Raw genomic sequence first — 23304 nt, 5'->3', positions numbered from 1 at the left:
TGGACAAAAACGGCGAGCCTAAGCCAAAGACAAGCCATTCTTTGAATCCTGTTCCAGGAATTATTTACGACCCTGAATACAAGGGTGAATACGATAATGAAAAATTGAACGACGGTCTTGGAATTTCCAGCTGGCCTGCAACATTGATGAATCTTATGGGATATTTACCACCAAAAGATTACGACAAAAGTTTAATTAACTTAAAATAAGTTTTTTATCAAAATAAAAAAACTGCCCAATCTACAGGAAATAAAATCTGCGATTGGGCTTTTTTGCGTTACGGATTGCAAGGGCGCCGGAGGCGTTGTTTTCTGAAAGAAAACAATGACAACCCTGAAAAGCCGGACGGCAACTTGTTGCCGGAACGCCCTGCCCTTAAATTAAAGTTTCCAGTTTTTCCCGAATATATTCGCTTTTTTCTTTTAGACCGATTTTGCCAGTTGAAAGAATCAGTTGGTTCGGTTTTGTGCTGTCGAGACGAATTTTTCCAGAATTTTCCTTTATGAGTTTCATCAGTTTGTCGAGTGGAATATCTGTTACACGGCCAAATTCTACGGTTATTTCGCCTTTTCGTTCGCGCAGTGTTGTTATGCTCAATTTTTTTGCAATAATTCTGACTTCGGCAAGGCTCAAAAGACTGTACACTTCGTCTGGAATTGGTCCAAAACGATCTTCAAGCTCGTTGTACATGCGGTCTAGTTCCTGTTTTGTCTGAATTCCCGCAACTTTTTTGTAAATCTCCATTTTGGTCTGGATTGAATGAACGTAATTGTCTGGAATAAAGCCTGTGTATTCAAGCTCAAGGAGAACTTCGTTTTGCTGGTGATAATCTTTCTGTTCTGTGAGCCGTTCAACTGCATCGCTTAAAAGTTTGACATAAAGCTCAAAACCGACAGAATAAACATCGCCGCTCTGATCTCTTCCAAGAAGATTTCCGGCTCCTCGGATTTCCATATCTTTCATTGCTATTTTAAATCCAGCTCCAAGTTCTGTAAAGTCAGAAATTACCTGAAGTCTTTTCATCGCAACTTCTGACAAAACCTTGTGCTCAGGATAAAGAAGATACGCATAGGCTTTTCTGTCGCTTCTACCTACCCGTCCGCGCAACTGATAAAGCTGGCTTACACCGTACATATCCGCGCGATCAATTATGATTGTGTTTACGTTAGGAATATCAATTCCATTTTCGATAATTGTTGTGGCGATAAGAACTTGAAAACCGCCAAGTTTAAAACGCCTGAAAATATCGTCAAGTTCTTCTGAACTCATCTGTCCGTGAGCCGTTTCTATCATCATTTCAGGAACAATACGCTGAAGTTTTAGCCTTGTTTCTTCGAGCGATTCTACGCGGTTGTGAAGATAGAATACTTGTCCGCCACGGTCTGTTTCCCGGCGAATTGCCTGCGCGACTTTTTCTTCTGTGTATTCGGCGACTATTGTCTCAACGGGTTTTCGTGTTTGGGGTGGCGTTGTCAAAAGCGACATATCGCGAATTTTTAAAAGGCTCATGTGAAGAGTTCGTGGAATCGGAGTTGCAGACATTGCAAGACAGTCGATGTTTGCTTTTAAGGATTTTAATTTTTCCTTGTCTTTTACACCAAAACGCTGCTCCTCATCGATTATCATAAGACCTAAATCTTTGTATTTTACGTCTTTTTGAATTATTCTATGAGTTCCAACCAAAATATCCACTTTTCCGCTTTCGAGTTCCGCAAGAATTTTCTTCTGTTCTTTGGGAGAAACAAAGCGGCTCATTTGTTTTATTGTAACCGGGAAATTTTTAAACCGTTCAAGACAGGTTTCGTAATGCTGTTCCGCAAGAATTGTCGTAGGAGACAAAAATGCAACCTGTTTTCCGCCCATTACAGCCTTGAATGCCGCCCTCATGGCAATTTCCGTTTTTCCAAAACCTACATCGCCACAGACAAGCCTGTCCATTGGAACCGGTCTTTCCATATCTTTTTTGATTTCCTGCGTAACCGAATACTGATCCGCTGTATCTTCGTATGGAAAACTCGCTTCAAAAGCTGTCTGCCATTCATTGTCTCTTGGAAAAGGAAAGCCTCTTGAAGCCTGACGGCGACTGTAAAGCGCAATCAATTTTTCCGCCAAATCTTCAACAGCCTTTTTAACTTTGTTTTTGCGGTTTTCCCACGATTTTGAACCGATTTTATCGAGATGAGGTTTTTCGCCCTCATTTCCAATGTATCTTTGGACAAGATTTACCTGTTCAATCGGAACAAAAACGAATTCCTCATCAGCGTATTCAAGCTTTATGTAATCGCGTTCGTTGCCCATAGCTTTTACGCGCTGGATTCCTTTGAACTGGCCAATTCCATAATTTACGTGAACTACAAAATCTCCTTCGTTAAGCTCAACAAAGGTGTCGATTACCTGGCTTTTTACATGTCCGAGCGATTTTTGAACATGCTTTCTTCTGCCAAAAATTTCATTTTCCTGAATAACAAGTGTTTTTGTTTCATCAATTCCAAAACCGCTACTAATAGGAAACGGAAGGACAGTAAGCGCAAAGTCTTTTAAAATTTCTTTTATGCGAAGCGACTGATTCGGATTATCCGCAAAAACAACTACGTTCCAACCACAAACAATCGCCGCATTAAGTTCATCTTTCAAATAGTTTATGTTTCCAAAAAAACTTCTGCCAGGATTGCAACGAATGGTTAGTTTTGAACGTGATTTTTTCGATTTTTGAAGAATTTCTGGATTCTCGTCTTTAGATTGTGCACTTTTTTCAATATCTTCAGATTCTGTCGTAAGAGTGCGGAACAAAATTGACTTTTCGTGAATATTTATAACATCGTCAAAATTCAAAAGCATCTGCTCTACTTCGAGAACTGGAAAACTTTGACGCGCAATTCTGAACATTCCAGAATATTCCCTGACAAAACTTTCCTGTGCGTTTTCTTGACGGTCGTAATCAAAATAAAAAACTGGAGTATTTTCTGCAACGTAGTCTAAAACCGTATAAATTTCATCCCACAAAACAGGATAAACAAGTTCTTCGCCTTCGCTTTGAGCCTTAGTTTTTAATTCTTCAATAAGCTTATCTTTTGCTTTTTTTGCCGTATCAGTAAGTTCAAGATGTTCTGAAAATTCTTGTGTTTTTTCAAGCTTAGAAATAAATTCGTCATTCCAAATCACTTCTTTCATCGGAAAAACTAAAATGGAATCGACAGTTCCAATCGTAGCCTGATTTTCTGGATTAAAAGTTTTTATGTTTTCAATCTGGTCAAAGTCAAAAAGAATTCGGTTTGCAACATCCATTCCTGGCGTAAAAACATCTAGAACTTCGCCACGAAGAGTAAATTCGCCTGGCACGCTGACTTTTGGAACCCGAAGATAGCCCAATCCAGCAAGTTTTTCAGCAATTTGAGTTGAATCAATCTGCTGATTTTTGTGCAAGCTAAAAATAAGAGAACGAAGATATTCTGGCGGAGGAACAGGAGATTGAAGAGCTCTTTGTGTTACAAGAAAAATTCTAGGCTTAACAGAAGAACTTAACTTTCTTTCCTGAAATGCAAGTTTTGATAAAAAAGCCGAACGCTTTCCAAAAACCGCAGAACCGACATTTGCCGCCCTATACGGAACAGTTCCCCACCACGGAAGCGTAAAAATTTCCACATCTTCTTCAAAGGCAGTCGCAAGATCCGAAGAAAGTTCCACTGCATCTTTTTCGTTTGGAACTACAAAAACCGCATCAAGCGAAGTGGAACCGTTTGTTTTGACTATGTTTTTTTGGGCTGGATTAACAGCAGAATTTGAATATCGTCCAGTTGCCTCATACTGCATTCTGCTAAAAGCCACATTTTTCGCGCTATCAAGGCAAGATGCCGCAAAAAAAGGAATTGCCGCTCCCTGCAGACCGTTTATTTCGATTGGAAAAGCTGTTCCGTCGTTTTGAGAAGTAATTTTTTTTACGGCGGAAGAGAATTCCTGCCAACCATTTAAAATAGATAAAACGGAATTTGATAATAATGATTTCATTAAAAGTATCCGATATTAAGATATAACATGTTGAATTAAGGGAGACATAGGTTTTGAAACGAAGTCCACTTTTAATTATAGCGTTTTTTTCTTTATTTGCACAGACAGCGTTTTGCAGCAGTCTTTCGGATAAAAAAAATGACGCACAAAAAGACTTTTCCGATGCGAGCGTAAAAATTAAATTTTACGACAGAACAGTTTATTACACTTCTGCATCACAGGATAATCCTGTTTATGTAACTGTTTCTATTGAAAACACAGGATCTCAGACGCTGCGATTTAAACTTGCAGACGATCGCTCTTTTAGCCTTGATTTTGTTGCAAGAACAATAAAAAACAAGTTTTTGCCAGCAACAGAAAATCTTATCATGAAACGTTCTGTAAACCAGACTGTATATTTCCGAGAACTTTCAATTGAGCCAGGAGAAGCATATTCTTTTGTCGAAAACGTAAAGGATTATATTAAGTTTGACGAGCCTTCGATTTATTATCTTGAATTGAAATTTTATCCAGAACTTTACAAATCAAAATACATTGAACTTGTGTCAAATCGTCTCAGCCTTGAAATCCGCCCTTCACCATCAGCGGCAAACTCTTTGCTCCTTCCTGTTTCTGAAGAAAATGGACTTCTTCTAAAACCAGAAAACATTTCTCCAGACAAAGTTGTAGAACAGACAATTGTTGCAAGACAGAAATCTCTTTGGAATCAGTATTTTCTGTATATGGACATTCAGGAAATGATGCTGAGAAATTCACAGCAACGACGCCGTTACAATGCCGCTTCTGCTGACGAAAGGGAACGCATGTTAAAAAATTACAAAGCCGACCTTATGCAAAACAGAATCGACAGCGATATTGTTGCAGTTCCTGAACAGTTTTCAATCGAAAACACATCTTACGGTCAAAACGAAGGAACTGTAACAGTAAAAGAATGGTTCAAATATCCGAATTTTCATGAAGTTAAACGTTACATTTACAAGGTTCGTCAGCGAGATGGAATCTGGCAGATTTACGACTATTCAGTAACAAACCTCGGAACAGAATAAAAAAACAAATTAAAAAAATAAAAGGTAAAAAAATGAAAGCACTTTTGGTAGCAGACAATCAGATTGTAATTGACAACATTTCTCAGGTTCTCGAAACAGCAGGATACGACGTTATTATCTATAAATGGCTTTTAAAAGCACTTGATAACGTTGAAGAAATTGCTCCTCACTTGATTATTGTAAGCACAAAGGATTATCCGCGACACTGGAAGACACTAACTCAATACGCGCAGACTGTATGCACATCTTACAAGCCTCAGGTAATTTTATACTCAGAAGGTGGCCTCGAAGATGAAGAAGCTCAAAAGGCAAAAGTTTTAAATGTCCGCGGAATTTTTGAATCAGTTGACGTAAAAGGGCTGGACGAATTTAGAAAGATTCTTACAAAAGAAACTGACATTTATTCAGGAAAACTTCTTTCTGACGATGGAATTCCGACAGTTGGAAACCTGCTCAACAATAACGAAGCCGATAAAAAAACTGAAACAGAACCTTCAATTCAAAATACTCAAAACAAAGAAGAAAACTGCGAAAAATCAGAAATTGACGAGCTTTTAAAAAATGCTACCGAAATATTGAATTCTCAAGAATCCGAAAATGTTCAGCCAGATGAAAACTCTTCTGGCAAAGAAACTGCTCAGCCAGAAAACGAAAAAAATAGCAAGCCTTCTGATTTTTCCGATATTGTAAAATCTGGCGAAGAAATAAAATCCATAACCTGCACTTTTATGTTTGAAAATCCAGTCTCTGGGAAACTTATAACCGGTTATGCCTGCAATTTTGACGGAAAAACCTTTGAATTCAATGCCGACATTCCGGATTTTGTAAAAAATCTTTACAGCGGAATTGAAATTGAAAACTGTTCGTTAAAAACAAAAGAAAGCACAAAAAATGTTCATACAATCGTAAAGCAGAATGAAGAAAATATGATTCTGGAGTTGTGCTGAATAAGATGACGCAAAAATCAAAAACTGCAAAATTTTTTTGTGAAAACTGCGGTGCCGAAGTTTCAAGAAACGCAAAGTTTTGCCGGCACTGCGGAAGATTTTTTTCAAGCGTACGTTGCCCTCAATGCGGAAAAACTGGAACTCCCGAAGAATTTTCAAAAGGCTGTCCAGCCTGTGGATATACCGTTGAAAGTTCAGAAAAAAACGAAAAGCGCCTTCTAAAAAAAGAAAAAAAAGCGCCTTTTTCAAAAAGAAAAGCCCTAAAAAATCAGATAAACCGGTTCACCAATCAGACAAAAAGCGAAAAAAATCCTCAAAATGACGAAAATCTTCCTGTCTGGATTTTTATTTTTATTTTTTTTATATTCTTGCTGATAATTTATTTTTTCTTAAAATTCTTTTAAGTTTTACATTTTTGGAGGCCAGATATGAAAACTTTTAAAATTGTTCCTCAAATCGTAGAGTACGAATCTTCAAGTGATTTTTGCAATGAATTTAAAATCGGAAGCGACGATCTTGTTTTTTTGAGCAACTCTTCGGAAAAATACTTTGCAGGAAAACTCGGAAAAGCACATGTTATTTACAGAGGCGATTATGGCAGCGGTGAACCGACTGATGTCATGGTTGAAAAAATTTACGAAGACATAAAAAATATTGACTATAAACGCGTTATTGCAATTGGTGGCGGAACGATTCTTGATGTAGCAAAACTGCTGTCATTAAAAACTTTCCATCCAGTTATCGATCTTTATGACAAAAAAATTCCAGCTATCCGAGAAAAAGAACTTGTAATCGTTCCGACAACTTGTGGAACAGGAAGCGAAGTTACAAATATTTCAATACTTGAACTTACCGTCAGAAATACAAAATTCGGACTTGCAGTTGACGAGCTCTATCCAGACTATGCCGTTTTGATTCCTGAACTTTTAACAGATCTTCCGTATAAATTCTTTGCAACAAGTTCAATCGACGCTCTTGTTCACGCAATGGAAAGCTATCTTTCACCAAAATCAACTTCTCTTTCAAGAAAATTCAGTTTGATGGCAATCGATCTGATTTTGAGCGGTTACGTAAAAATGGCAAAAAAAGGACAAGATGAATATAAAAATCTACTCTCAGACTTTTTGACAGGCTCAAATTACGCAGGAATCGCATTTGGAAACGCTGGAACAGGATATGTCCATGCAATGAGCTATTCTTTTGGAGCAACTTACCATGTTCCTCACGGAGAAGCTAATTACGTTCTTTTTATGGCAGTTTTTAAAACTTACCAGAAAAAAAATTCAAAAGGCTTTATCTCTTCGCTGAACAAAAAACTGTCAGAAATTCTAAAATGCAGCGAAAATGAAGTTTATGAAGAACTTGATAAACTTTTAAATAAAGTCCTTCCGTTAAAAAAAATGAGAGAATACGGTGTAAAAAACAACGAACTAGACATCTTTACAAAAAATACAGTGGAATCCCAAACCCGACTAACACAAAACGGTTATATTCAGTTCTCTGCCGAACAGGTAAAAGAGATTTACGAAAGTGTATTATAAACAAAACTGCAAGAAGAAGTTTTCAAGTTTTTACAGTTCATAAAAAATACTTTTTAAGCTTTTTGGCTCTGTAAATTCAAACCTGAAAGCTTCAAACTGCATTTTTTCATCAGGTTTTGCATTCGGATTGTAAAGCTTATCCCCACAAATAGGATAGCCAGAATATGCAAGATGAGCGCGAACCTGATGTCTATAACCTTCCGCTATCCGACAGACAGCAATATTTTTTTTGATTTTTATATCCGTTGAATAAATTTTATTTCCGCACTTTTTTCTATCCGCAGCCGAAGAATTTTCAAAAACAGGTTTTACCATCCGCCCTTTCGGACCAAACGGGCGAAAAGCCGATATTACGGTAAATTCCTTTTCAAAATTGCAACATTGGCTTTCATTTTTATTCAATTCAACCTGCGCACGATAATATTTTATAAATCTGCCATTTTTTTGCTCTTTGCACAAAAAATCATAACTTTCCTGAGTTGAAGCTATCAGAAGAAGACCTGAAGTTTCGGTATCAATTCTGTGCAAAAGACCATATTCAATTGATTTTTTACCGGCAACCTGTTTTATTTCTGGAAAAAATTCCATGGCTTTTGAAAGAGCGCTTTCATCTCCTTCAAAAAGAGGAGCACTCGCAAGTCCTGACGGTTTATAAATTACTGCAAAAGGATGATTTATGTCTGGGGCTTGAATTATCTTTATTTCTGCCATTGTCCGTAACCTTTTTTTGCCTCAAAAACCAAAAGCTTTTGTTTTTGCATAGTCGTTTCAGTTTTCATCTTTGTGCTTATTTTTTCAGGCGGCATAGATTTTTTAAATGACTCATGAAGTTTTTTTAAGACTTTTTTAAATCTTACAGGAACATTCGCCGTAAAAACAAATTTTTCATTTTTTCCAGGAAGCATAATTTTTAGTTTGTAAGCATGTAGCATGAGAGTTGCGTTGTCAAAAACCGTGCTTTTTGTTTTAGAATAAATCCTATCTCCAAGAATCGGACATCCTATAAATTTTAAATGAACTCGAATCTGGTGAGTTCTTCCTGTGTAAATTTTCACTTTCATAAGGCTATATGGACCATAACAGGCAATACATTTGAATTTTGTAACTGCGATTTTTCCGTTTCCTTCCAAATCACAAGCCTTAAAACGTTTTCTGTCGTGAGGATCGCGTGTGAGCTTTGTTCTTATAAGTCCTTCTTTTACCGGAGGATGCCCCTGACATATACATATATAGATTTTTGAAAGTGATTTGTGATTTTTAAACTGATTTCCTAAAAACTCTTCCGCATCGCGGTTCTTTGCCGTTATAATGATGCCAGAGGTGTCTTTATCGAGACGATGCACAATTCCTGGTCTGCGCCCTTCAAATATTGCAGAATTTTGATTTTTCTGCTGAGAAACCGCTTCCCGTCCCCAATGATACAAAAGCGCATTTACAAGAGTTCCGTCCCAGTTTCCAGCAGCAGGATGAGTTACAATTCCTTGAGCCTTATTTACGACAGTCACATTTTCATCTTCATAAATTATGTCCAAAGGAATGTTTTGAGGCTCTATGTCGTCAGGAATCGAGTCTTCCCATTGAAAATAAATTTTATCTCCAGCTTTTATTTTTGAATTGAGTTTTGCTTTTTTTTCATTTACGAGAATCTCGATTATACCACTTTTTAGTTTTGAGCGGTTCATTGCATTTGGAAGAGAAGAAAGAAATTTATCAAGGCGTTCTGTTCCTGTAAATTCAGCAGGAACAGTTTCGTTAAAAAATGGCATTTTCAAGTCCTCCGATTAAATATTCTTTTTTAGGCTCTCTTTCCCGTTCAAGATTAAAGTCTTCTTCAAAATTTTCAGGTTCAGGATTTTGTACTCCCAACATCTGCTCGCTAAAAGGAATTACGCGGATTGTTTTTTCAATTTTGTTCTGCCTTGATTTTTTTACGTTCCTCATAATCAGATTTATTGCAAGATCCGTAAGTCCAAGGCCAACGCTTGCTGCCGCCGAAATCGCAAAAATCTGTTTTTGTTCAGTTTGAGTGTATCTTGTTGTCGATTTATTGAGCGGATTATGAAAAGTTCCATGGACTGCAAGACCGTAACCAACCGTTGTCCAAAGCGTTACAAAAGGAAGCGAACCGAATGTAATTATTTCCGTGCGTCTTAAATCTTTAGCCCACTGCGGAAGAGTCTGATCCGAAGTTTTTTCGGCAAAAGCGAAATTTGAAGAAAAAATCAATATTGCAAGCAAACATAAAAACCTTGATTTCATTTTGAATAATTCCGTTCGCCAAAAATTGCAGTTCCAATGCGAACCATTGTAGCCCCCTCTTCAATTGCAATTTTATAATCTCCGCTCATTCCCATCGAAAGTTCTGAAAAATCAAATTCACTGAATTTTCCAGCAAATTCCTGCTGTATTTTTTTTAAGGTTGAAAAAGATTTTCTGACTAGTTCTATGTCCTGCGAAAAAGGCGCCATCGTCATAAAACCCTTTATTTCGATATGAGGATAAATTCCTGCCCTGAAATTTTGAATAGCTTCTTCGAGGTCTTTTTTTGCCGTAAAACCTGATTTTGATTCTTCACCTGTATGAATTTCAAATAAAATTTGAATTTTCTTATTGATTTTTGAACACTGTTTTTCTATTTCGTTTAAAAGTTCAATCCGATCAACAGATTCAATCATCGAAGAAATTCTTACCGCTTCTTTTACTTTGTTGCGCTGCAAGGAGCCAATTATGTGAAGTTCAGGAGAAAACCCTGCTCTTCTGATTTCATCGAATTTTTTAGTGGCTTCTTGAACCCTGTTTTCTCCAAAAAGATTTTGACCGGCCTTTATCGCTTCTATAACTTCTTCAGCTGAATGAAATTTACTTACTGCTACGAGTTTTACGTTTTCTGGAATCGTTTCTAAAATTTTTTTTAAGTTTTCCTGAATTTTTGACATTTTTTTACTTTATTCCATTTTAGTTTTTTCGATTACGGAATTAAGCGCGTCTGACAGTTTTAGCAAATCTTCTACACTTAAATTTTCTGCACGAATTGAAGGCTCAATTCCTACAATTTTTAATGCTTCGTCGCAAATTTCTGCTTTTACAAACCTAGAAAGGTTATTCCGCAAAGTTTTTCTTCTGAGCGCAAAAATTTGGCGAACCATTTTTCTAAAAAGCTCTGGATTTTCGCACCTAGGAAAATCTCCTTTTTTTGTCATCAAAACAGCGCGGCTTGCGACATTTGGCACAGGCCAAAAATTTCCGCCAGCCAAATCCATAACAGGTTTTACGTCGTAAGCCCACTGGCACAAAACACTAAAAGAAGAATAATCTTCCGTTCCAGGCCTTGCATTCATTCTCTGACCTACTTCTTTTTGAATCGTAAAGACAGCCTTATCAAACCTAAAGCCTTTGGTTATTGTGTCGGCAATAATTGTTGCGGCAACATTATAAGGAAGGTTTCCAAAAAAGCGTTCTGGAATATCATTTTCTTTTGCAAATTTAGGCCAGGTTTTTAAAACATCGCCTTCCACAAGAGAAAAATGGCCGGAATTTGCATATTCTTCAAAAAACTGTGCCAGTAACCTTGCAAAACCGTGATCAATTTCAAAAACGGTAAGATTAACTCCACGTTCCAAAAGTCCGCTTGTCATGCTTCCAAGACCAGGACCTACTTCCCAGACTTTCATTCCAGGCTTTACGTCAAGAACATCGATAAGTTTTTTTCTGGCGTCTGCGTTTACCAAAAAATTCTGTCCGAATTTTTTCTGCATCGCCATATTGTTTTCATCCATAAAATTTTTCAAGGCAATTGGTGAATTATAATCAGGATGCTGCATTTTTTTCTCCGCAGTTATGTTAAATTGTGATTATTGGAGCTTTTGCAAAAAACAAGACCAATTTTTTTAAGATTAAATAAATCACGTTCATAATAACACTAAAACCGCCACCTAGAAAAGGGATTGTAAGGCTTAGCAGAGTTCCAAAAAGTCCTGCATACAAAAAAATTATTACGAAAGGACTTACAATCACAGAAGAAATTATTCCAACCGGCATGATTTTTCCAAAAAGGCTGAGAGTTACAGGAGCGGTAAAAATCTGAGCGCCTGCGCTTTCGCTCAAAGCTGAAGCAAGTTTTGGAAAAAAACGCTTTCCCATAAAAAATTTTATAACCTGCCCTATGCTCATAATTCCTGCCAGAGCGCCATAAGACAGCATAAAGGCCGGTGATTTTAAATGGACGGGAAAAATCATAAGCTGCAGCAAAAAGCTTGCAGAAAGCACCGTAATTCCCTTAAAACGGCGCATTCTAAGCGCAGAATTAAAAAAAACAATCAAGGAACTGAGCATTGCCCGAAAAAGCGACGGCGAAAGTCCTGCAAACCAGACAAAAAATATAATGGCCGCAAGTTGAAAAAAATCCGCCGTGCTGCGTTTTGTAAGCCGTTTTCCAAAAAAGAACGCGATTCCCCCGAAAAGATTCAAATGCATGCCAGAAAGCGCAAGAATATGCGAAAGTCCAGCATTCTTAAAAGCCTCGCCTGTCAAACTTTCGGTATACTCCCTCGAACCAGACAAAAGAGCAAGCAAAAGGCCTCCAGCTTCGTTCCAGCCGTACATAAGCCGTTTGAACTGCAACCTGCACAAACTCCGTATTTTTTGAAGAAAACCGGAAAAAGACTGCGAAAATCCAAAAGAAACCGCCGATTTAACAACAAAAAATGAAAAATTTCCTTCAGCAAAATCTACATTTAAGAGAAAATTGTTTCCTGTCTCAAATAAAAGCGGATATTTTTTTTCGTTTTTTGAGACATTAAATGAAGTATAGATTTTACCAGGATAATACTTTTCAACAAGTTCCGAAGGAATTAGAATTTTTACGGTTCCAGAACAAGCTGTCTTGGAAGAATTATCTAAAACAGCCTCCGAAACTTTAAAATCCGCGGCATAGTATTTTTTTTCAGAAGATGATTTTACAGGGCTTGACGCAAGGCTGCCTTTTAGCAGGACAATTTTTTCCGAAGGAAAAAGGCAGTTAAAACATTCCCTGTCTTTTATCGAAACAATATCAAAATAAAACAAAAACGCACAAACAAGAGCCGCCAAAAAAACAGGATTGGCAAGAAAAAAATACAAAAGGGACTTTAGAATTTTTTCGTTTTTTACCACTTAAGTTTTGCCAGAGAGTTTCTGGCTGCTGTTTTTACATCTTCCGGATAATTCAAATAGGTTACATAGAGAAGATTGTCAAAAGCAGTCTTATCTCCGAGCGCTCCTAAAGAATTGATTACGGCCAAAACAACATTTTGGGCAGAAAAATTATTTTTTTCAGTTTCAGAATTTATTTCTGCAAGATAAGCCGAAATTGTCTGAGCCGCGTCTGGCGAAGACAGCTTTGCAATACATTCGATAACCTGAATAAACTGTTCATCGTTCAGGCAGGAGTTTTTATATTCATCTTTTGCAATGGCAAAAAAACGAACCGAAAGTCCGGCTCCACGAGTCCAGTTAGCGTCAGAAATCGCCTTTAAAAGCTTCAGCTGAAGTCCGGCAGTAGCCGCAGTTTTTTCCGACTTATCTTCCATATAATGAATTGTCGCTAAAAGTGCATTTTCAGCAATTTCCGCCTTAAAATTTAATGGAATTTCCGAAGAATTATTGATTAAACCAAAAAATTCTCCAATTTCTTCAATGCTGCTAGAAGAAATCAATTTTATTGATTCAGTTATATTTGCGTACGAGAGTCTCAAAAGCGAATCTTGAATTTCAGGCGAAAATTCCGGATATTTTTTTTCTTTCCAAAGCCTGTAGACGATTAAAAAAGACTCTTCATTTCCTGTTTTTCCGACCAGTTCAATGACTTTTTTTGTTACGGCAGAATTTTGAGAATTTGAATCAAGTTCTTTTAAATAGCCGTTCATCAGATTTTGAACCTTAAAAAACGATTTTGAATTTGAAACGTTCTCAAATTTATCAAGAACCGCAATTCTTACAGTTTCATCTTCAAAAACCTCAAAAAGCTGTATTAAATTCTCTGTAGCCGACGGGAAATTTTTTCCGAGAATTTTTTCATCTTTTGGCAGCTTAAAAAGCGACGCTACGGCAAGCGCGCTAAAATCCCTGTCTGACCTTGCAATTTCTTTGTTTTCGAGAATAAAATCAATTCCTTTTTTTGCAAGCCTGTCGCCCTCTTCATCAGAGGCTTCTTTTACTGCCCGGGTCTTATCCTGAATATTTCCCTTAATAAAACTTTTTTCAAAATCGGAAGTTTCCGCGTAAAGATTAAAAATAAATGCCAAAGCTAATATGAATATTGATTTTTTCATTTTAAATTCTTCCTAAGCTTAGTTTACATCAATTTCTGCAAGTTTGTCTAAACTTTCCATACTTTTATCAAAACGAATGTCTGAAATCTGAGATTCAGAATCTTCTGTTTCGTTTTCAGTTTCAGATTTAGTTTCACTTTCAACAGGTTCAAGTTCCGCAACTTTCTGTTCACTTTCGTCTGAAAGGCTCTTATCCTTTGACTGCTCATCTTCGGTTGCTGAAAGAGCATCGAAAATATCTTTTTTGTCCTGTGGCAAAACATTGTAAACGAAACTCAAAACCGCATTCCTCATTCCTGTATCAAGATGAATACATTCAAAATGCAGCCTTGACTGATTTATTTCGCTGTTATATTCGACCGCACGAACAATTCCGTACATCAAGATTAAAACGTCATTTATCATAAACTGTAGCTTAATCTGCGCATTTGCAATTCCTTTTCCACCGACACGGATCATAGCTCCGTCTTCAGAAATATCTTCAAGCACAACCCTGTAACCAGGTTCAGTTTCGACAAGATTAAAATCCGCAACAGGCTGCTTTATAAAATACATTGAAGCATTAAGGTTACATTCGCAGCGAACCGACCTTCTTTTCTGGGCGCGCAAAAGTTCGTTTGTCTGGGAAAGAAAAAGAGCTGTCTGACCGTTAAAAACTCCAGCATTCACAACTTTTGTGTCAAAAACGTAGGAAGCATCGCCTTTCCGCCAAAGATAAACGCTTATTTCGTGATTTATCCATTCTTCGCTAAAAACCGTGGCAATCCCATTCTGAACAGGAAGCTTTACGATTATTTCGTGACTGTTATTTAAAATTTCTGACGAAAAAACACCCTTATGTCCTGGAAAAACAACCCTCAGACGCTGGCCTTTATCAAGATATTTTGTAGATTCAAGTCCGCATTTATTTTCGTGGTCAATGTTGATTTTTGTACGGAATTTGTAAAGTTTTGTAAGAAGATTTTGAATTTTTGGAGAATTTTCGTATCCTTTTCGCCTGGCTTCTGTCAAAAGAGAACTTATCGCGCGGTTTAAAGTCGGAACAGAAACAAAAAGAGCTGCCGGTTCTTCAAGGCCGGTCATCTTTGCAAGCTTCCAAAGAACAATACATTCTGCAAATTTAAAACCACAGTCGTTTCCAGTTGTAAAAAATTTTATTTTGTCCGAAAAAACAACCAAAAGCCTGCAAAAAACAAGAATCAAAATTACTGTAATAATTGATGTAAAAACCACTTCTTTCACACTCTCTTTTTCGATTATAATCTATTTTAAATGAAAAAAATGCTTTTCGCCATAGAATTTATCTTTGTTTTTTTGATTTTTCTTCTTCCGCCATTAAAAGCCAGGCCTCAGCCTCAAGCCGAAATTTCCATGCAAGAAATAAAACTGACTCTTTTTTCTTTGACAATGACTTTTACCTGCGCCATGCTTTTTTTCTTTCATCGCGACATTTACAAAAAAAAATACATTCAGAGTTCAAAAATAAACATTTTCGTAAAACATTCCGTAATTTTAATCGGATTTGGAACATTAGTTCTAAGTTCCGGCATTTTTCAGGCAATTTCATTTTTTATAAACAAGGGACTTTCGATTCAAAAAAGCCTTGCTGTGCCGAATTCATTTTTTTTATGGCTAAGTTTGTTTTTCGCAACAGTTTTTGCCGCTTTTTGTGAAGAGTTTTTATACAGATTTTATATTCCAGACGTCGGAACTGAACTTTCAGACGGAAAATTTCCGCTTTTATGGGAAATTTTTGCAGTTTTAATTTTTGCTTTTTCGCATTTTTATCAGGGCGCGGTCGGAATTTTCAATGCATTTTTTTGCGGCACAATCTTAAGACTCATCTTTCTAAAAACAAAAAGCCTCTGGTGCCCGTTCGGCGTTCACGTTTTTTACAATTTTTTGGTGATTTTTGTAGAATTTTTAATTCAAAAATAGAAAAAAACGTGCTATTTTTGAGCAAAATTGAATTATTTTAATATTTTTTGCAGGCGCTCGTAAGTCCAGCTGCTGACTTCAAAAACAGCATTGTCGTTTACAACCTGCGGCTCAACTGTCTGGCTGTAAAAATATTCAAAACCTTCCTGAGTTTTGCGCTTGTAAAAATCAACCCTCTGCAAAGAATCATACTGTCCAAACAAGGTTATAGATTTTTCAAAAACCGCATTTTCCGGAAAAGCATTCGCTCCGTAAATTTTTCCATGGCGCAGGCTTAAAAGTGTATGCAAATCCGCTGAAGAAAGTTTCAGGTTTGACGGATTTTTTATTGCAAAAAAGATTTCTGGAATCGACCAAAAATTTACATCGGTTTTTAAGTAGACTGAAAAATCATCTTCCGTTTCGTAGCAAATTTTCCCTTTTTCTGCCGCAACTGTTATTCTCGACGAAAGCGAATCCGAAGCTCCAAAGTACAGTTTTGAAAGAATTTTCCCATTCGAGCCGACAACCGTAACAATTTGTGCACTACCTTCGGTTAAACCGAGCCCTATTTTTCCATCTAAACTGTCTGAAATTTTATACATATTACGAATTTTTGAAAGATTTTTTATAAAATTTGAAACAGTTTTTTTATCGGCAAAAGTTTTTATTCCTCTGTTTTCGCAGCTCCACCACTTTCCTTCACTTTTTAAAACAAGAATTTCCTGAGGCGATTGAATTATGATTTTTTCTATATTTTCGCTGTAAGATGGATTTACAAGAGCGGATTTTATTGAATTTACTGAATTCTTTTTTCCGGCAGAAAATGAAAAGCAAAAAAGCAAAAACGAAAAAACGGTCGTAAAACTTAAAAAAAGATTTATTTTTCTATTTTTCATTTTTTTTCTCCATAGATGGAATTTATTTTTTTGCGGAAAATTAAAAAGCAAATGGCAAAAATGAGGATTGCTGACGGAAGGACAGCAAAACAAACAATAAGGACAAGATTTTGCCTTTTTATAAAAACATTTTCGTCAGAAATTTTATAAAGAGAATTATTTGAAACGTTTTTTTGTATCAAAAGTCCAAGTTTCTCTTCTCCACGGAGTTTTAACAGAATACTTGCAGCGTAATCGTAATTTCTAAAATCTCCCTGCTCAGAATTGCTTATAAAACCGGTCATTAAAGAATTTAAAAAGAACTGGTCAGAAATCAGGGCAACGTTAAGATTTTTCTCCTTATCCTGCAAAATTGCCGCAAGAGTCAAACTTTCGCATTTTTCGCCTTGAGCCGCCGCGGACTTTGGAACGACAAAAGGATCCAAAATAAAAAGAGAAGATGAATTTTCTGACGGTTTTTGCCTCCAGGCAAGCGGGCTTGAAACAAGAAGAGGCTCAGTTTTTCCATAACAGATGATTGGACTTGCCCAGGTTATTGTCGCGCCCTCAAAAGCTTCTTTTTGCGGCAAGACACTTATCCACAGAGGATAATTCATAGTCTTGTAAACAGTGTCGGAACCTTCTGTAGAAGTCATTGTAAGAGGAAAATTTGAAATATCCTCTGCCAAAGAAAAATCAAAAGCAAATCCCCAGCCGTTCAAAACTTTTAAGAGAGGATTTTGATTTTTAGAAACCTTCCATTCATCTTTTATATCCACGCTGTAAGGCGAAGTCATTATCAAAGCAGGAACTCCGTTTTCCACAGCGGTTTTTATGGACTGCGACTGTTCCTCATTCAATTTATCCGAACCCAAAACAAGAATTTGAGTATTTTTAATGTCTTGAACCTGAATTTTTTGAAGGGTTTCTGAAATTTCGTCTGTTTTTACAGTCTGCGCCAAAAATCCCCTTGCATTCAACCAAGGCTGAACATAAGAATAATCTTCTTCGGAGAAGCCGTTTCCAGTAATAATAAAAACCCTGCGCTCTTTTCCACTTACGAGCAACTGAACTCTTTGAGCCAAATCGTATTCAAGGGTTTTAGTAGAAATTGAAAAAGGAATTATAGAAGAACTGTCCAGATACTGCAAAACTATCGCCGAATAAACAGTCGTGTATTCAACTTTTGTAGAATTTTCGCTTTTCATCTGCCGTCCCTGAATTCCAAGCCTCTCAAGCTTTTCAGGTTCCGCCTTTTTTATTGAAAAAAATACATTTTTTGAAGACGAAGCAAAAGCGTTCAAGTATTCGGCCACTTCCTGCGATTGAGGATAAAAATTTTTTAATTCTTTCGACTGATAATATGTAATTCTCAAAGGATTTTGCAATTGGCTGCAAAGCTTTCTGCTTGTCTGCGAAACTGAAAACTGCCTGCTTTTTGTAAAATCAAGGCGGAAATATATTCTTTCAAATGAAATTCCAAAAAAAATCAAAGAACAAAAAAACAGGCTTGCCGTAACCCGGCTAATTTTTCTTTCGGTGCGTTTATTCTCGCAAAAAATCGCAAGAAACAAAAACAAGACTGAAGCAAAAAAGTAAAATGCAAGGTCACGCGAATCTAAAATTCCTTTTGAAGCCGCATCAAAATGCCAGGCAAAACTCATTTTCTGCAAAAAAACAGAAAGTCCGTCGCCAGTCTTCAAGTATAAAGGAATCAAATGTACAAAATTAAAACTAAACAGAACTGTTATGCTCAATAAAAGGCTTAAAATATTCTGTGAAACTTTTATTGAAGAAAACAAAAAAAGGACAAAACAAATTGCCATAAAAGTGTAAAACACAAGCGCAAGGTAACCAGTAAAAATCTGGCCAGCATCAATTCGTCCAAAAAAATTAACGCTTACAGGAATAAAAACCAAAAGCAAAAGAGGAATCAGGCAAACAGAAAAAACGGAAACCGCAAGCGTAAAAAAACGGCAAAAACCGCTGACAGGAACCGAATCATCCTCGATAAATCTTTTAATTCTAAAGCACAAAAGCGGAATAATTAAAATAAAGACAGATGAAATTGAATTAAAAAACGCGGAAATCGAAATATTTGAATTCGAGACCAAAAAAAAACGGTTTACAAAATAAAACATAAAAGACGTGTACAAAACCGTCAAAACAGAACTTACATAAAAAAGCGGATTTATAAAAAAAGAATACAATGAATGTTTGTAAAGTGATTTATTTATCATTTTTATTTAAAAAGAATAATTTTCTTCTCCGTCAGATTTTTTTACAAGATAGAAAAAAGCTTCCTCGAGATTTTTTGTTTTTGTTTCGCCCGTAATAAAATCAATCGTTCCGGCAATCAAAACTTTTCCGTGGTTTAGGATTATAATTTTGTCGCAAAGGCTTTCTGCTTCCTGCATAAGATGCGTCGAAAGAATTATAGTATGATTTTCCGCCAATTTTTTTACGGTCTTTCGCATATTCACTATTTGGGCGGGATCCAAACCAGAAGCAGGCTCATCCAAAATCAAAATCTCAGGATTATAGACAAAGGCCTGCGCAAAGTTCACCCTTTCGCGAAAACCTTTTGAAAGTTCCTTTATTTTTTTTAGAAAAACCTCTTCAAGAGAAAAAAGTTTTTCGGCTTTTAAAACATTTTTTTTATCGGCTGAATGAAGGTCGCAGACTTCACAAAGATATTCCTTTACAGTGTAATCTTCAGGCAACTGAGGAAGTTCTTCTACAAAACCTGTAATATTTCTGACCATTGCAGGCTCCTCACAGGATTCAATTTTTCCATATTTTTGCGAATCTATAAAAATATGTCCATCTGTCGGAAAATGCCTTCCAGAAATTGCCTTTAAAATCGTTGTTTTTCCAGCGCCGTTCGGACCTAAAATTCCTGTAATAAGATTTTTTTCAAAACTGCACGAAATATTATCCGCGGCAAGAAAACCATTATATTTTTTTGTAAAATTTTTTAATTCAACCATAATATCACTCAAAAAATAAACAAAAAAAATTTACAGTCAGTTACACTTTTTTTACAAAATTTTATTCTTCATAAGGAAGATCAAAATGCATTCTGTCGCGAGTAAGTTCTGCGTTCGGATAGACTTCCTGCGCCTGTTCAAGCAAAACTGGCAGTTCCTTGTCGCTGTAACGCGGACTGTAATGAATCATTGCCATTCTCTTTGACAAAGAATCGCGTGCAATAGTTGCGGCCTGCCGTGAGGTCATATGTTTTTTTTCTTTTGCCTGGTCGGCACAATCATCGGCAAACATTCCCTCACAGATTAAAAGGTCGCTTCCCTGAACTTCTTTTGCAATCGACGGAAGATAAAGCGTATCTGTCACAAAACTGAATTTTCTTCCGTGACGTTTACTTCCCATCACATCTTCTGGCTTTACAATTTTTCCGTCAGAAAGCGTAATTTCTTCTCCGTGCTGCAAACGTCCAAAAAGAGGACCTACAGGAACTCCGAGTTCACAGGCTTTTTCAACATTAAATTCGCCTGGACGGTCAAGTTCTTCTAGAGTATAGCCCACGCAGGTTTTTGTGTGCTGCAAAGGAAAACAACGGATATAAAAATCTTTTCCGTTATGCACAACACATGGAGCTGTAATTTCTTTTACGATAATCGGATAATTTATGTACATATCCAAAACTTTACGACTTGTTTCGACATATTCTGCAATTTTAGGCGGTCCATAAATATAAAGAGGTTCTGTCCTGTCAACCTGAGAATTCAACATTAGAATTCCTGGAAGACCAGTAACGTGATCGGCATGGGTGTGCGAAATAAAAATCGCATCGATTTTTTTCCATTTTAAGTTCAGTCTTTTTAAAGAAACTTGAGTTCCTTCTCCACAGTCAAACAAAAATAAATCACCGTCGCGACGCAAAAGAACAGAAGTTAAATGGCGGTAAGGAAGAGGCATCATTCCGCCACAACCTAAGACAAAAGCTTCAAGATTCATTATCTTCCCCTGATTTTTTTCATAATTTTTTTGTGATAAAATGCACGCAAATTTTCTGCCAGACAGTAAAGTCCATAAATTTTTGACAGCGGAATGTCTACGCTTCCAGGTCTGTGGACTTCTCGCCCGCCAAACCCCGTCTTAAAAAGATAAAGTCCGTGCATAGGATGATTTTCACTTCCCGTCGGAGGAATTCCGTAAAAATCATATATTTTTGAGCCGTAATTTTTTGCATCACAAATTGCAGTCCACTGTACAAGGTAATTCGGCATTAAATTGCGTTTATTGTTCGACGAGCATCCATAAAGATAAACCGCCTCGTAATCTTGAAAAAGAGTTATTATTGCGGCCAAATCTTCACCTTCATGGCTTGCTATATAAAGGGTGATTTTCGTTCTATTTTCTGAGCCGGATTTTGAAGATTTTGCACCACGTTCAAGCAAATCCCGATAGTAAGAAATAGGATGAAGTCCAATTCCGTCACGAGAAGCAGTCTCTTTGTAAAGCGAATAGAATGAATTTAACTCCTTCTCAAAATCCGCAGAATCAGCAGAAACCGCGCGAACTTCAACTCCGTGCTTTGAGGCGTAGCGTATGTTGTAACGCCATTTGCTTTTCATATTTTTTAAAAGTTCATCTTCAGAAAGAGACAATTCCAAAAAAGTGCTGTCAGGAGGCTGAATATCAGTCTTGCTTTTTTTTAAGTTTACGCCAGCAATTTTTGAAAGTTCATCAAGCCTTAAAAGATACTCATCCCTAATTTCAACCGAAGGCATGTCAAGAGGAACATCAAACCTTATAAAAAGAGGTTTTTCGGAAAGATTATCTCTTATTTTTTCAGAAAGAACCCCAAGCGACTTTACATAGTTAACTTCACTTTCTGCCTGAACTTCAAATCCCGGAACACAGTTTTCCATCTTAAATTCAGGAGCCATCGGAACATAGCATATAGAAAATTTAAGCGGACCTTTTTTAAAAATTCTAAAAAGAACGTTGATTTTATCAATTTTTACAAATTTCCAGCCATGCGCACTTTTAAAATCGCACCAGAAATCGGACTGTTGAAAACGAATAGACATAATAACGCATTTATTTTAGCAAAAAAATGAAAATTTGGAAATAGGAAGCAGAAAAAGTGTAAGCAAAATGAACGCGTAAAAAATCCAGCTATTAGTAACAAAAAAACAAGCGGATAAAAGAAGATCTTAATTGAATTTTGCAGGCGGTTTACAAAAAAAATAAAGATAAGTAAATAGTAAAAAGTGTTTTATATTTTTCCGCCATTTAACAAAAACAAACAGAAATCTCTGAATTAGTGCATTTTTTTCTTCTGCTTACTCCGATTCCATCACCAAGTTTAAAAAATTCTGTTTCAAATTCTTCGTTATTTTTTAGAAAGTCAATGTATTTCCGGATTTTTTTTACGAGTTTTATCGTACTGTAGTTATGTGTCAGACTCAAGTCTTCAACCATTCCGTGAAAAGAAAGATTGTCGCTTATAATTACGCCATTTTCTGACAAAAGTGGTGAATATCTGGTAAAAAAATTTATGTATTGAGCTTTTGCAGCATCAATAAAAATCAAGTCGAATTTTTCCTGAATTCGGGCAGTAAGAGCATCTCCAAAAATCAAAGTGATTCTTTCTTTTAAGCCTTCGGCCTCGACATTTTTTACGGCCTGAGCGTATCTTTTTTCGTCGATCTCTATCGTCGTAACGTGAATATCATCCCGAATTTTTGCAAAACGAATTGAAGAAGTTCCGATTGCCGTTCCAATTTCGAGAATATTTTTTATTTCATGATTTTTGATGTATTCCGCAATAAAATCGCTTCCAGCATCCTGAAGAACTGGCACCTCATTTTTCATTGCATATTTTTCCATTTCGGAAACTCCGTCATCTTTTGACAGCACATCAATAAATTTTTCAACTTCGCTTGCAACCGAAAAACAAAAGTCTGGATTTTCTGCAAGCAAAAGTTCTTTATTTCCAAGTCCGCCACGGCAGGCAATAGTTTTACAGCCAAAAGCCTTTCCAGCTAAAATATCCTGCGCACTATCGCCGAACATGACCGCATTTTTTTCTGTAAAGCAAGTTCCAAACCTCGAATTGATTTTGCGCAAAGTATACAAAAGTCCGTCAGGCTCTGGCTTTTTAGGAATTTTCATTCCGTTTTCGTCTAGAGTATCCGGTCCTGTTATAAGGTCAAAGTATTCAAAAACTTCAAGTTTTTTTAAGATAACTTCTGCGATTTTTTCAGGCTTATTTGTAAGCAAACAGACTTTCTTGCCCTTTTCCTTTAGAATTTTAAGAAGTTCTTTTATTCCAGCATAAAGACCTGTTTTTTCAACCGCATGGCTGTAATAATATTCAAGATAAAAAGCAAGAATTTTTGAAAAACTTTCTTTTCCATAGGCAGACTCCGCGTTGAATTTTCCTTTTGTCGAAAAATCAAGTGCCCGAAGCAAAAGTTTTTCAGTTCCGTCGCCAACAAATTCAACAACCTTATAAAGAGGAATCTGCCAATAACCGAACTTTTTTAACGAAACATTCACCGCAGAAGCAATATCTTCCGCAGAATTTATAATTACACCATCGCAGTCAAAAATATATAATTCTATCGCCATGTTCTTTCAAATATTTTTTGCAAAAATAAAGAGCCGTTACTTTCCTCAAGCTGCCATTT

The 23304-nt window shown here is 36.6% G+C and carries 20 protein-coding genes and 1 pseudogene; 6 read left to right on the top strand and 15 right to left on the bottom strand.

All coding sequences use genetic code 11. The features are described from left to right. Positions 1-209 (top strand): annotated as a pseudogene (locus tag ACT6XC_RS04525) (2,3-bisphosphoglycerate-independent phosphoglycerate mutase); the annotation flags it as partial. Between the two features lie 166 nt (positions 210-375). Here ACT6XC_RS04525 and mfd read toward each other — a convergent pair. Next, entirely contained in the window at positions 376-4005 is a 3630-nt protein-coding gene (gene mfd / locus ACT6XC_RS04520) for a transcription-repair coupling factor (RefSeq protein ID WP_443740945.1), read from the bottom strand. 53 nt (positions 4006-4058) lie between these two features. On the opposite strand from mfd, the gene ACT6XC_RS04515 reads away from it, so the two are divergent. The 4 genes from ACT6XC_RS04515 to ACT6XC_RS04500 are packed head-to-tail and all read left to right on the top strand — an operon-like array spanning position 4059 to position 7539. After that, the gene (locus ACT6XC_RS04515) at positions 4059-5051 is read left to right on the top strand and encodes a hypothetical protein (RefSeq protein ID WP_443740944.1); all 993 of its coding nucleotides are present in this window, start codon (positions 4059-4061) and stop codon (positions 5049-5051) included. 32 nt (positions 5052-5083) lie between these two features. Continuing rightward, positions 5084-5998, top strand: coding sequence for a hypothetical protein (locus ACT6XC_RS04510; RefSeq protein WP_443740943.1), 915 nt, complete (start codon positions 5084-5086; stop codon positions 5996-5998). Between the two features lie 5 nt (positions 5999-6003). Next, the gene (locus tag ACT6XC_RS04505; RefSeq protein WP_443740942.1) at positions 6004-6402 is read left to right on the top strand and encodes a zinc ribbon domain-containing protein; all 399 of its coding nucleotides are present in this window, start codon (positions 6004-6006) and stop codon (positions 6400-6402) included. A gap of 24 nt (positions 6403-6426) precedes the next feature. Then, positions 6427-7539, top strand: a complete 1113-nt coding sequence (locus ACT6XC_RS04500; RefSeq protein WP_443737304.1) for a 4-hydroxybutyrate dehydrogenase — start codon at positions 6427-6429, stop codon at positions 7537-7539. Positions 7540-7569: 30 nt separating this feature from the next. Here ACT6XC_RS04500 and ACT6XC_RS04495 read toward each other — a convergent pair whose 3' ends face one another. The 8 genes from ACT6XC_RS04495 to ACT6XC_RS04460 are packed head-to-tail and all read right to left on the bottom strand — an operon-like array spanning position 7570 to position 15089. Next, entirely contained in the window at positions 7570-8250 is a 681-nt protein-coding gene (locus ACT6XC_RS04495; RefSeq protein WP_443740941.1) for a pseudouridine synthase family protein, read from the bottom strand. Then, positions 8238-9305, bottom strand: coding sequence for an RluA family pseudouridine synthase (locus ACT6XC_RS04490; protein ID WP_443740940.1), 1068 nt, complete (start codon positions 9303-9305; stop codon positions 8238-8240). The genes ACT6XC_RS04495 and ACT6XC_RS04490 overlap by 13 nt, the downstream gene beginning before the upstream one ends. Further along, positions 9292-9798: a hypothetical protein gene (locus ACT6XC_RS04485; RefSeq protein WP_443740939.1), complete on the bottom strand. Its 507-nt coding sequence runs from the start codon at positions 9796-9798 to the stop codon at positions 9292-9294. Before ACT6XC_RS04485 ends, ACT6XC_RS04490 begins: the two co-directional genes overlap by 14 nt. After that, positions 9795-10475 (bottom strand): YggS family pyridoxal phosphate-dependent enzyme, encoded by a 681-nt coding sequence (locus ACT6XC_RS04480; protein ID WP_443740938.1) that lies wholly within the window; start codon positions 10473-10475, stop codon positions 9795-9797. The genes ACT6XC_RS04485 and ACT6XC_RS04480 overlap by 4 nt, the downstream gene beginning before the upstream one ends. 9 nt (positions 10476-10484) lie before the next feature. Then, complete coding sequence (gene rsmA, locus ACT6XC_RS04475; protein ID WP_443740936.1) at positions 10485-11360, bottom strand: 16S rRNA (adenine(1518)-N(6)/adenine(1519)-N(6))-dimethyltransferase RsmA; 876 nt, start codon at positions 11358-11360, stop codon at positions 10485-10487. Between the two features lie 19 nt (positions 11361-11379). After that, a complete protein-coding gene (locus ACT6XC_RS04470) occupies positions 11380-12690 on the bottom strand; it encodes a ComEC/Rec2 family competence protein (RefSeq protein ID WP_443740935.1) in 1311 nt (436 codons plus the stop codon). Continuing rightward, positions 12684-13847, bottom strand: a complete 1164-nt coding sequence (locus ACT6XC_RS04465; protein WP_443740934.1) for a hypothetical protein — start codon at positions 13845-13847, stop codon at positions 12684-12686. The genes ACT6XC_RS04470 and ACT6XC_RS04465 overlap by 7 nt, the downstream gene beginning before the upstream one ends. A gap of 18 nt (positions 13848-13865) precedes the next feature. Beyond that, positions 13866-15089: a PilZ domain-containing protein gene (locus ACT6XC_RS04460; protein WP_443740933.1), complete on the bottom strand. Its 1224-nt coding sequence runs from the start codon at positions 15087-15089 to the stop codon at positions 13866-13868. A gap of 30 nt (positions 15090-15119) precedes the next feature. Here ACT6XC_RS04460 and ACT6XC_RS04455 point away from each other — a divergent pair, with 30 nt between their 5' ends. After that, positions 15120-15785: a CPBP family intramembrane glutamic endopeptidase gene (locus ACT6XC_RS04455; protein WP_443740932.1), complete on the top strand. Its 666-nt coding sequence runs from the start codon at positions 15120-15122 to the stop codon at positions 15783-15785. Between the two features lie 32 nt (positions 15786-15817). On the opposite strand, the gene ACT6XC_RS04450 is transcribed toward ACT6XC_RS04455, so the two are convergent. The 6 genes from ACT6XC_RS04450 to ACT6XC_RS04425 form a co-directional block, all read right to left on the bottom strand. Beyond that, a complete protein-coding gene (locus tag ACT6XC_RS04450) occupies positions 15818-16663 on the bottom strand; it encodes a hypothetical protein (RefSeq protein WP_443740931.1) in 846 nt (281 codons plus the stop codon). Continuing rightward, entirely contained in the window at positions 16660-18882 is a 2223-nt protein-coding gene (locus tag ACT6XC_RS04445) for a Gldg family protein (RefSeq protein ID WP_443740930.1), read from the bottom strand. The genes ACT6XC_RS04450 and ACT6XC_RS04445 overlap by 4 nt, the downstream gene beginning before the upstream one ends. Before the next feature lie 6 nt (positions 18883-18888). Then, positions 18889-19632, bottom strand: a complete 744-nt coding sequence (locus ACT6XC_RS04440; RefSeq protein WP_443740929.1) for an ABC transporter ATP-binding protein — start codon at positions 19630-19632, stop codon at positions 18889-18891. Positions 19633-19693: 61 nt separating this feature from the next. Continuing rightward, the gene (locus tag ACT6XC_RS04435) at positions 19694-20620 is read right to left on the bottom strand and encodes a ribonuclease Z (RefSeq protein WP_443737317.1); all 927 of its coding nucleotides are present in this window, start codon (positions 20618-20620) and stop codon (positions 19694-19696) included. Then, positions 20620-21699: a lipid II:glycine glycyltransferase FemX gene (locus tag ACT6XC_RS04430; RefSeq protein WP_443740928.1), complete on the bottom strand. Its 1080-nt coding sequence runs from the start codon at positions 21697-21699 to the stop codon at positions 20620-20622. The genes ACT6XC_RS04435 and ACT6XC_RS04430 overlap by 1 nt, the downstream gene beginning before the upstream one ends. A 205-nt stretch (positions 21700-21904) precedes the next feature. Further along, on the bottom strand, positions 21905-23245 hold the full coding sequence (locus ACT6XC_RS04425) for an HAD hydrolase-like protein (RefSeq protein ID WP_443740927.1): 1341 nt from the start codon (positions 23243-23245) through the stop codon (positions 21905-21907). Between the last annotated feature and the right edge of the window lie 59 nt (positions 23246-23304).

Source organism: Treponema berlinense (assembly GCF_052273165.1).
GTDB lineage: Bacteria > Spirochaetota > Spirochaetia > Treponematales > Treponemataceae > Treponema_D > Treponema_D berlinense_A.
The sequence above is the reverse complement of the archived record's forward strand: the minus strand, read 5'-3'. Positions and strand labels throughout refer to the sequence as shown.

Bases quoted from the DNA above. Each gene is read 5' to 3' on its own strand.
- ACT6XC_RS04455 (WP_443740932.1), top strand. From the start codon at position 15,120: ATGAAAAAAATGCTTTTCGCCATAGAATTTATCTTTGTTTTTTTGATT.
- ACT6XC_RS04505 (WP_443740942.1), top strand. From the start codon at position 6,004: ATGACGCAAAAATCAAAAACTGCAAAATTTTTTTGTGAAAACTGCGGT.
- ACT6XC_RS04490 (WP_443740940.1), bottom strand. From the start codon at position 9,305: ATGCCATTTTTTAACGAAACTGTTCCTGCTGAATTTACAGGAACAGAA.
- ACT6XC_RS04500 (WP_443737304.1), top strand. From the start codon at position 6,427: ATGAAAACTTTTAAAATTGTTCCTCAAATCGTAGAGTACGAATCTTCA.
- ACT6XC_RS04510 (WP_443740943.1), top strand. From the start codon at position 5,084: ATGAAAGCACTTTTGGTAGCAGACAATCAGATTGTAATTGACAACATT.
- ACT6XC_RS04485 (WP_443740939.1), bottom strand. From the start codon at position 9,798: ATGAAATCAAGGTTTTTATGTTTGCTTGCAATATTGATTTTTTCTTCA.
- mfd (WP_443740945.1), bottom strand. From the start codon at position 4,005: ATGAAATCATTATTATCAAATTCCGTTTTATCTATTTTAAATGGTTGG.
- ACT6XC_RS04465 (WP_443740934.1), bottom strand. From the start codon at position 13,847: ATGAAAAAATCAATATTCATATTAGCTTTGGCATTTATTTTTAATCTT.
- ACT6XC_RS04450 (WP_443740931.1), bottom strand. From the start codon at position 16,663: ATGAAAAATAGAAAAATAAATCTTTTTTTAAGTTTTACGACCGTTTTT.
- rsmA (WP_443740936.1), bottom strand. From the start codon at position 11,360: ATGCAGCATCCTGATTATAATTCACCAATTGCCTTGAAAAATTTTATG.
- ACT6XC_RS04445 (WP_443740930.1), bottom strand. From the start codon at position 18,882: ATGATAAATAAATCACTTTACAAACATTCATTGTATTCTTTTTTTATA.
- ACT6XC_RS04430 (WP_443740928.1), bottom strand. From the start codon at position 21,699: ATGTCTATTCGTTTTCAACAGTCCGATTTCTGGTGCGATTTTAAAAGT.
- ACT6XC_RS04495 (WP_443740941.1), bottom strand. From the start codon at position 8,250: ATGGCAGAAATAAAGATAATTCAAGCCCCAGACATAAATCATCCTTTT.
- ACT6XC_RS04425 (WP_443740927.1), bottom strand. From the start codon at position 23,245: ATGGCGATAGAATTATATATTTTTGACTGCGATGGTGTAATTATAAAT.
- ACT6XC_RS04440 (WP_443740929.1), bottom strand. From the start codon at position 19,632: ATGGTTGAATTAAAAAATTTTACAAAAAAATATAATGGTTTTCTTGCC.
- ACT6XC_RS04435 (WP_443737317.1), bottom strand. From the start codon at position 20,620: ATGAATCTTGAAGCTTTTGTCTTAGGTTGTGGCGGAATGATGCCTCTT.
- ACT6XC_RS04480 (WP_443740938.1), bottom strand. From the start codon at position 10,475: ATGTCAAAAATTCAGGAAAACTTAAAAAAAATTTTAGAAACGATTCCA.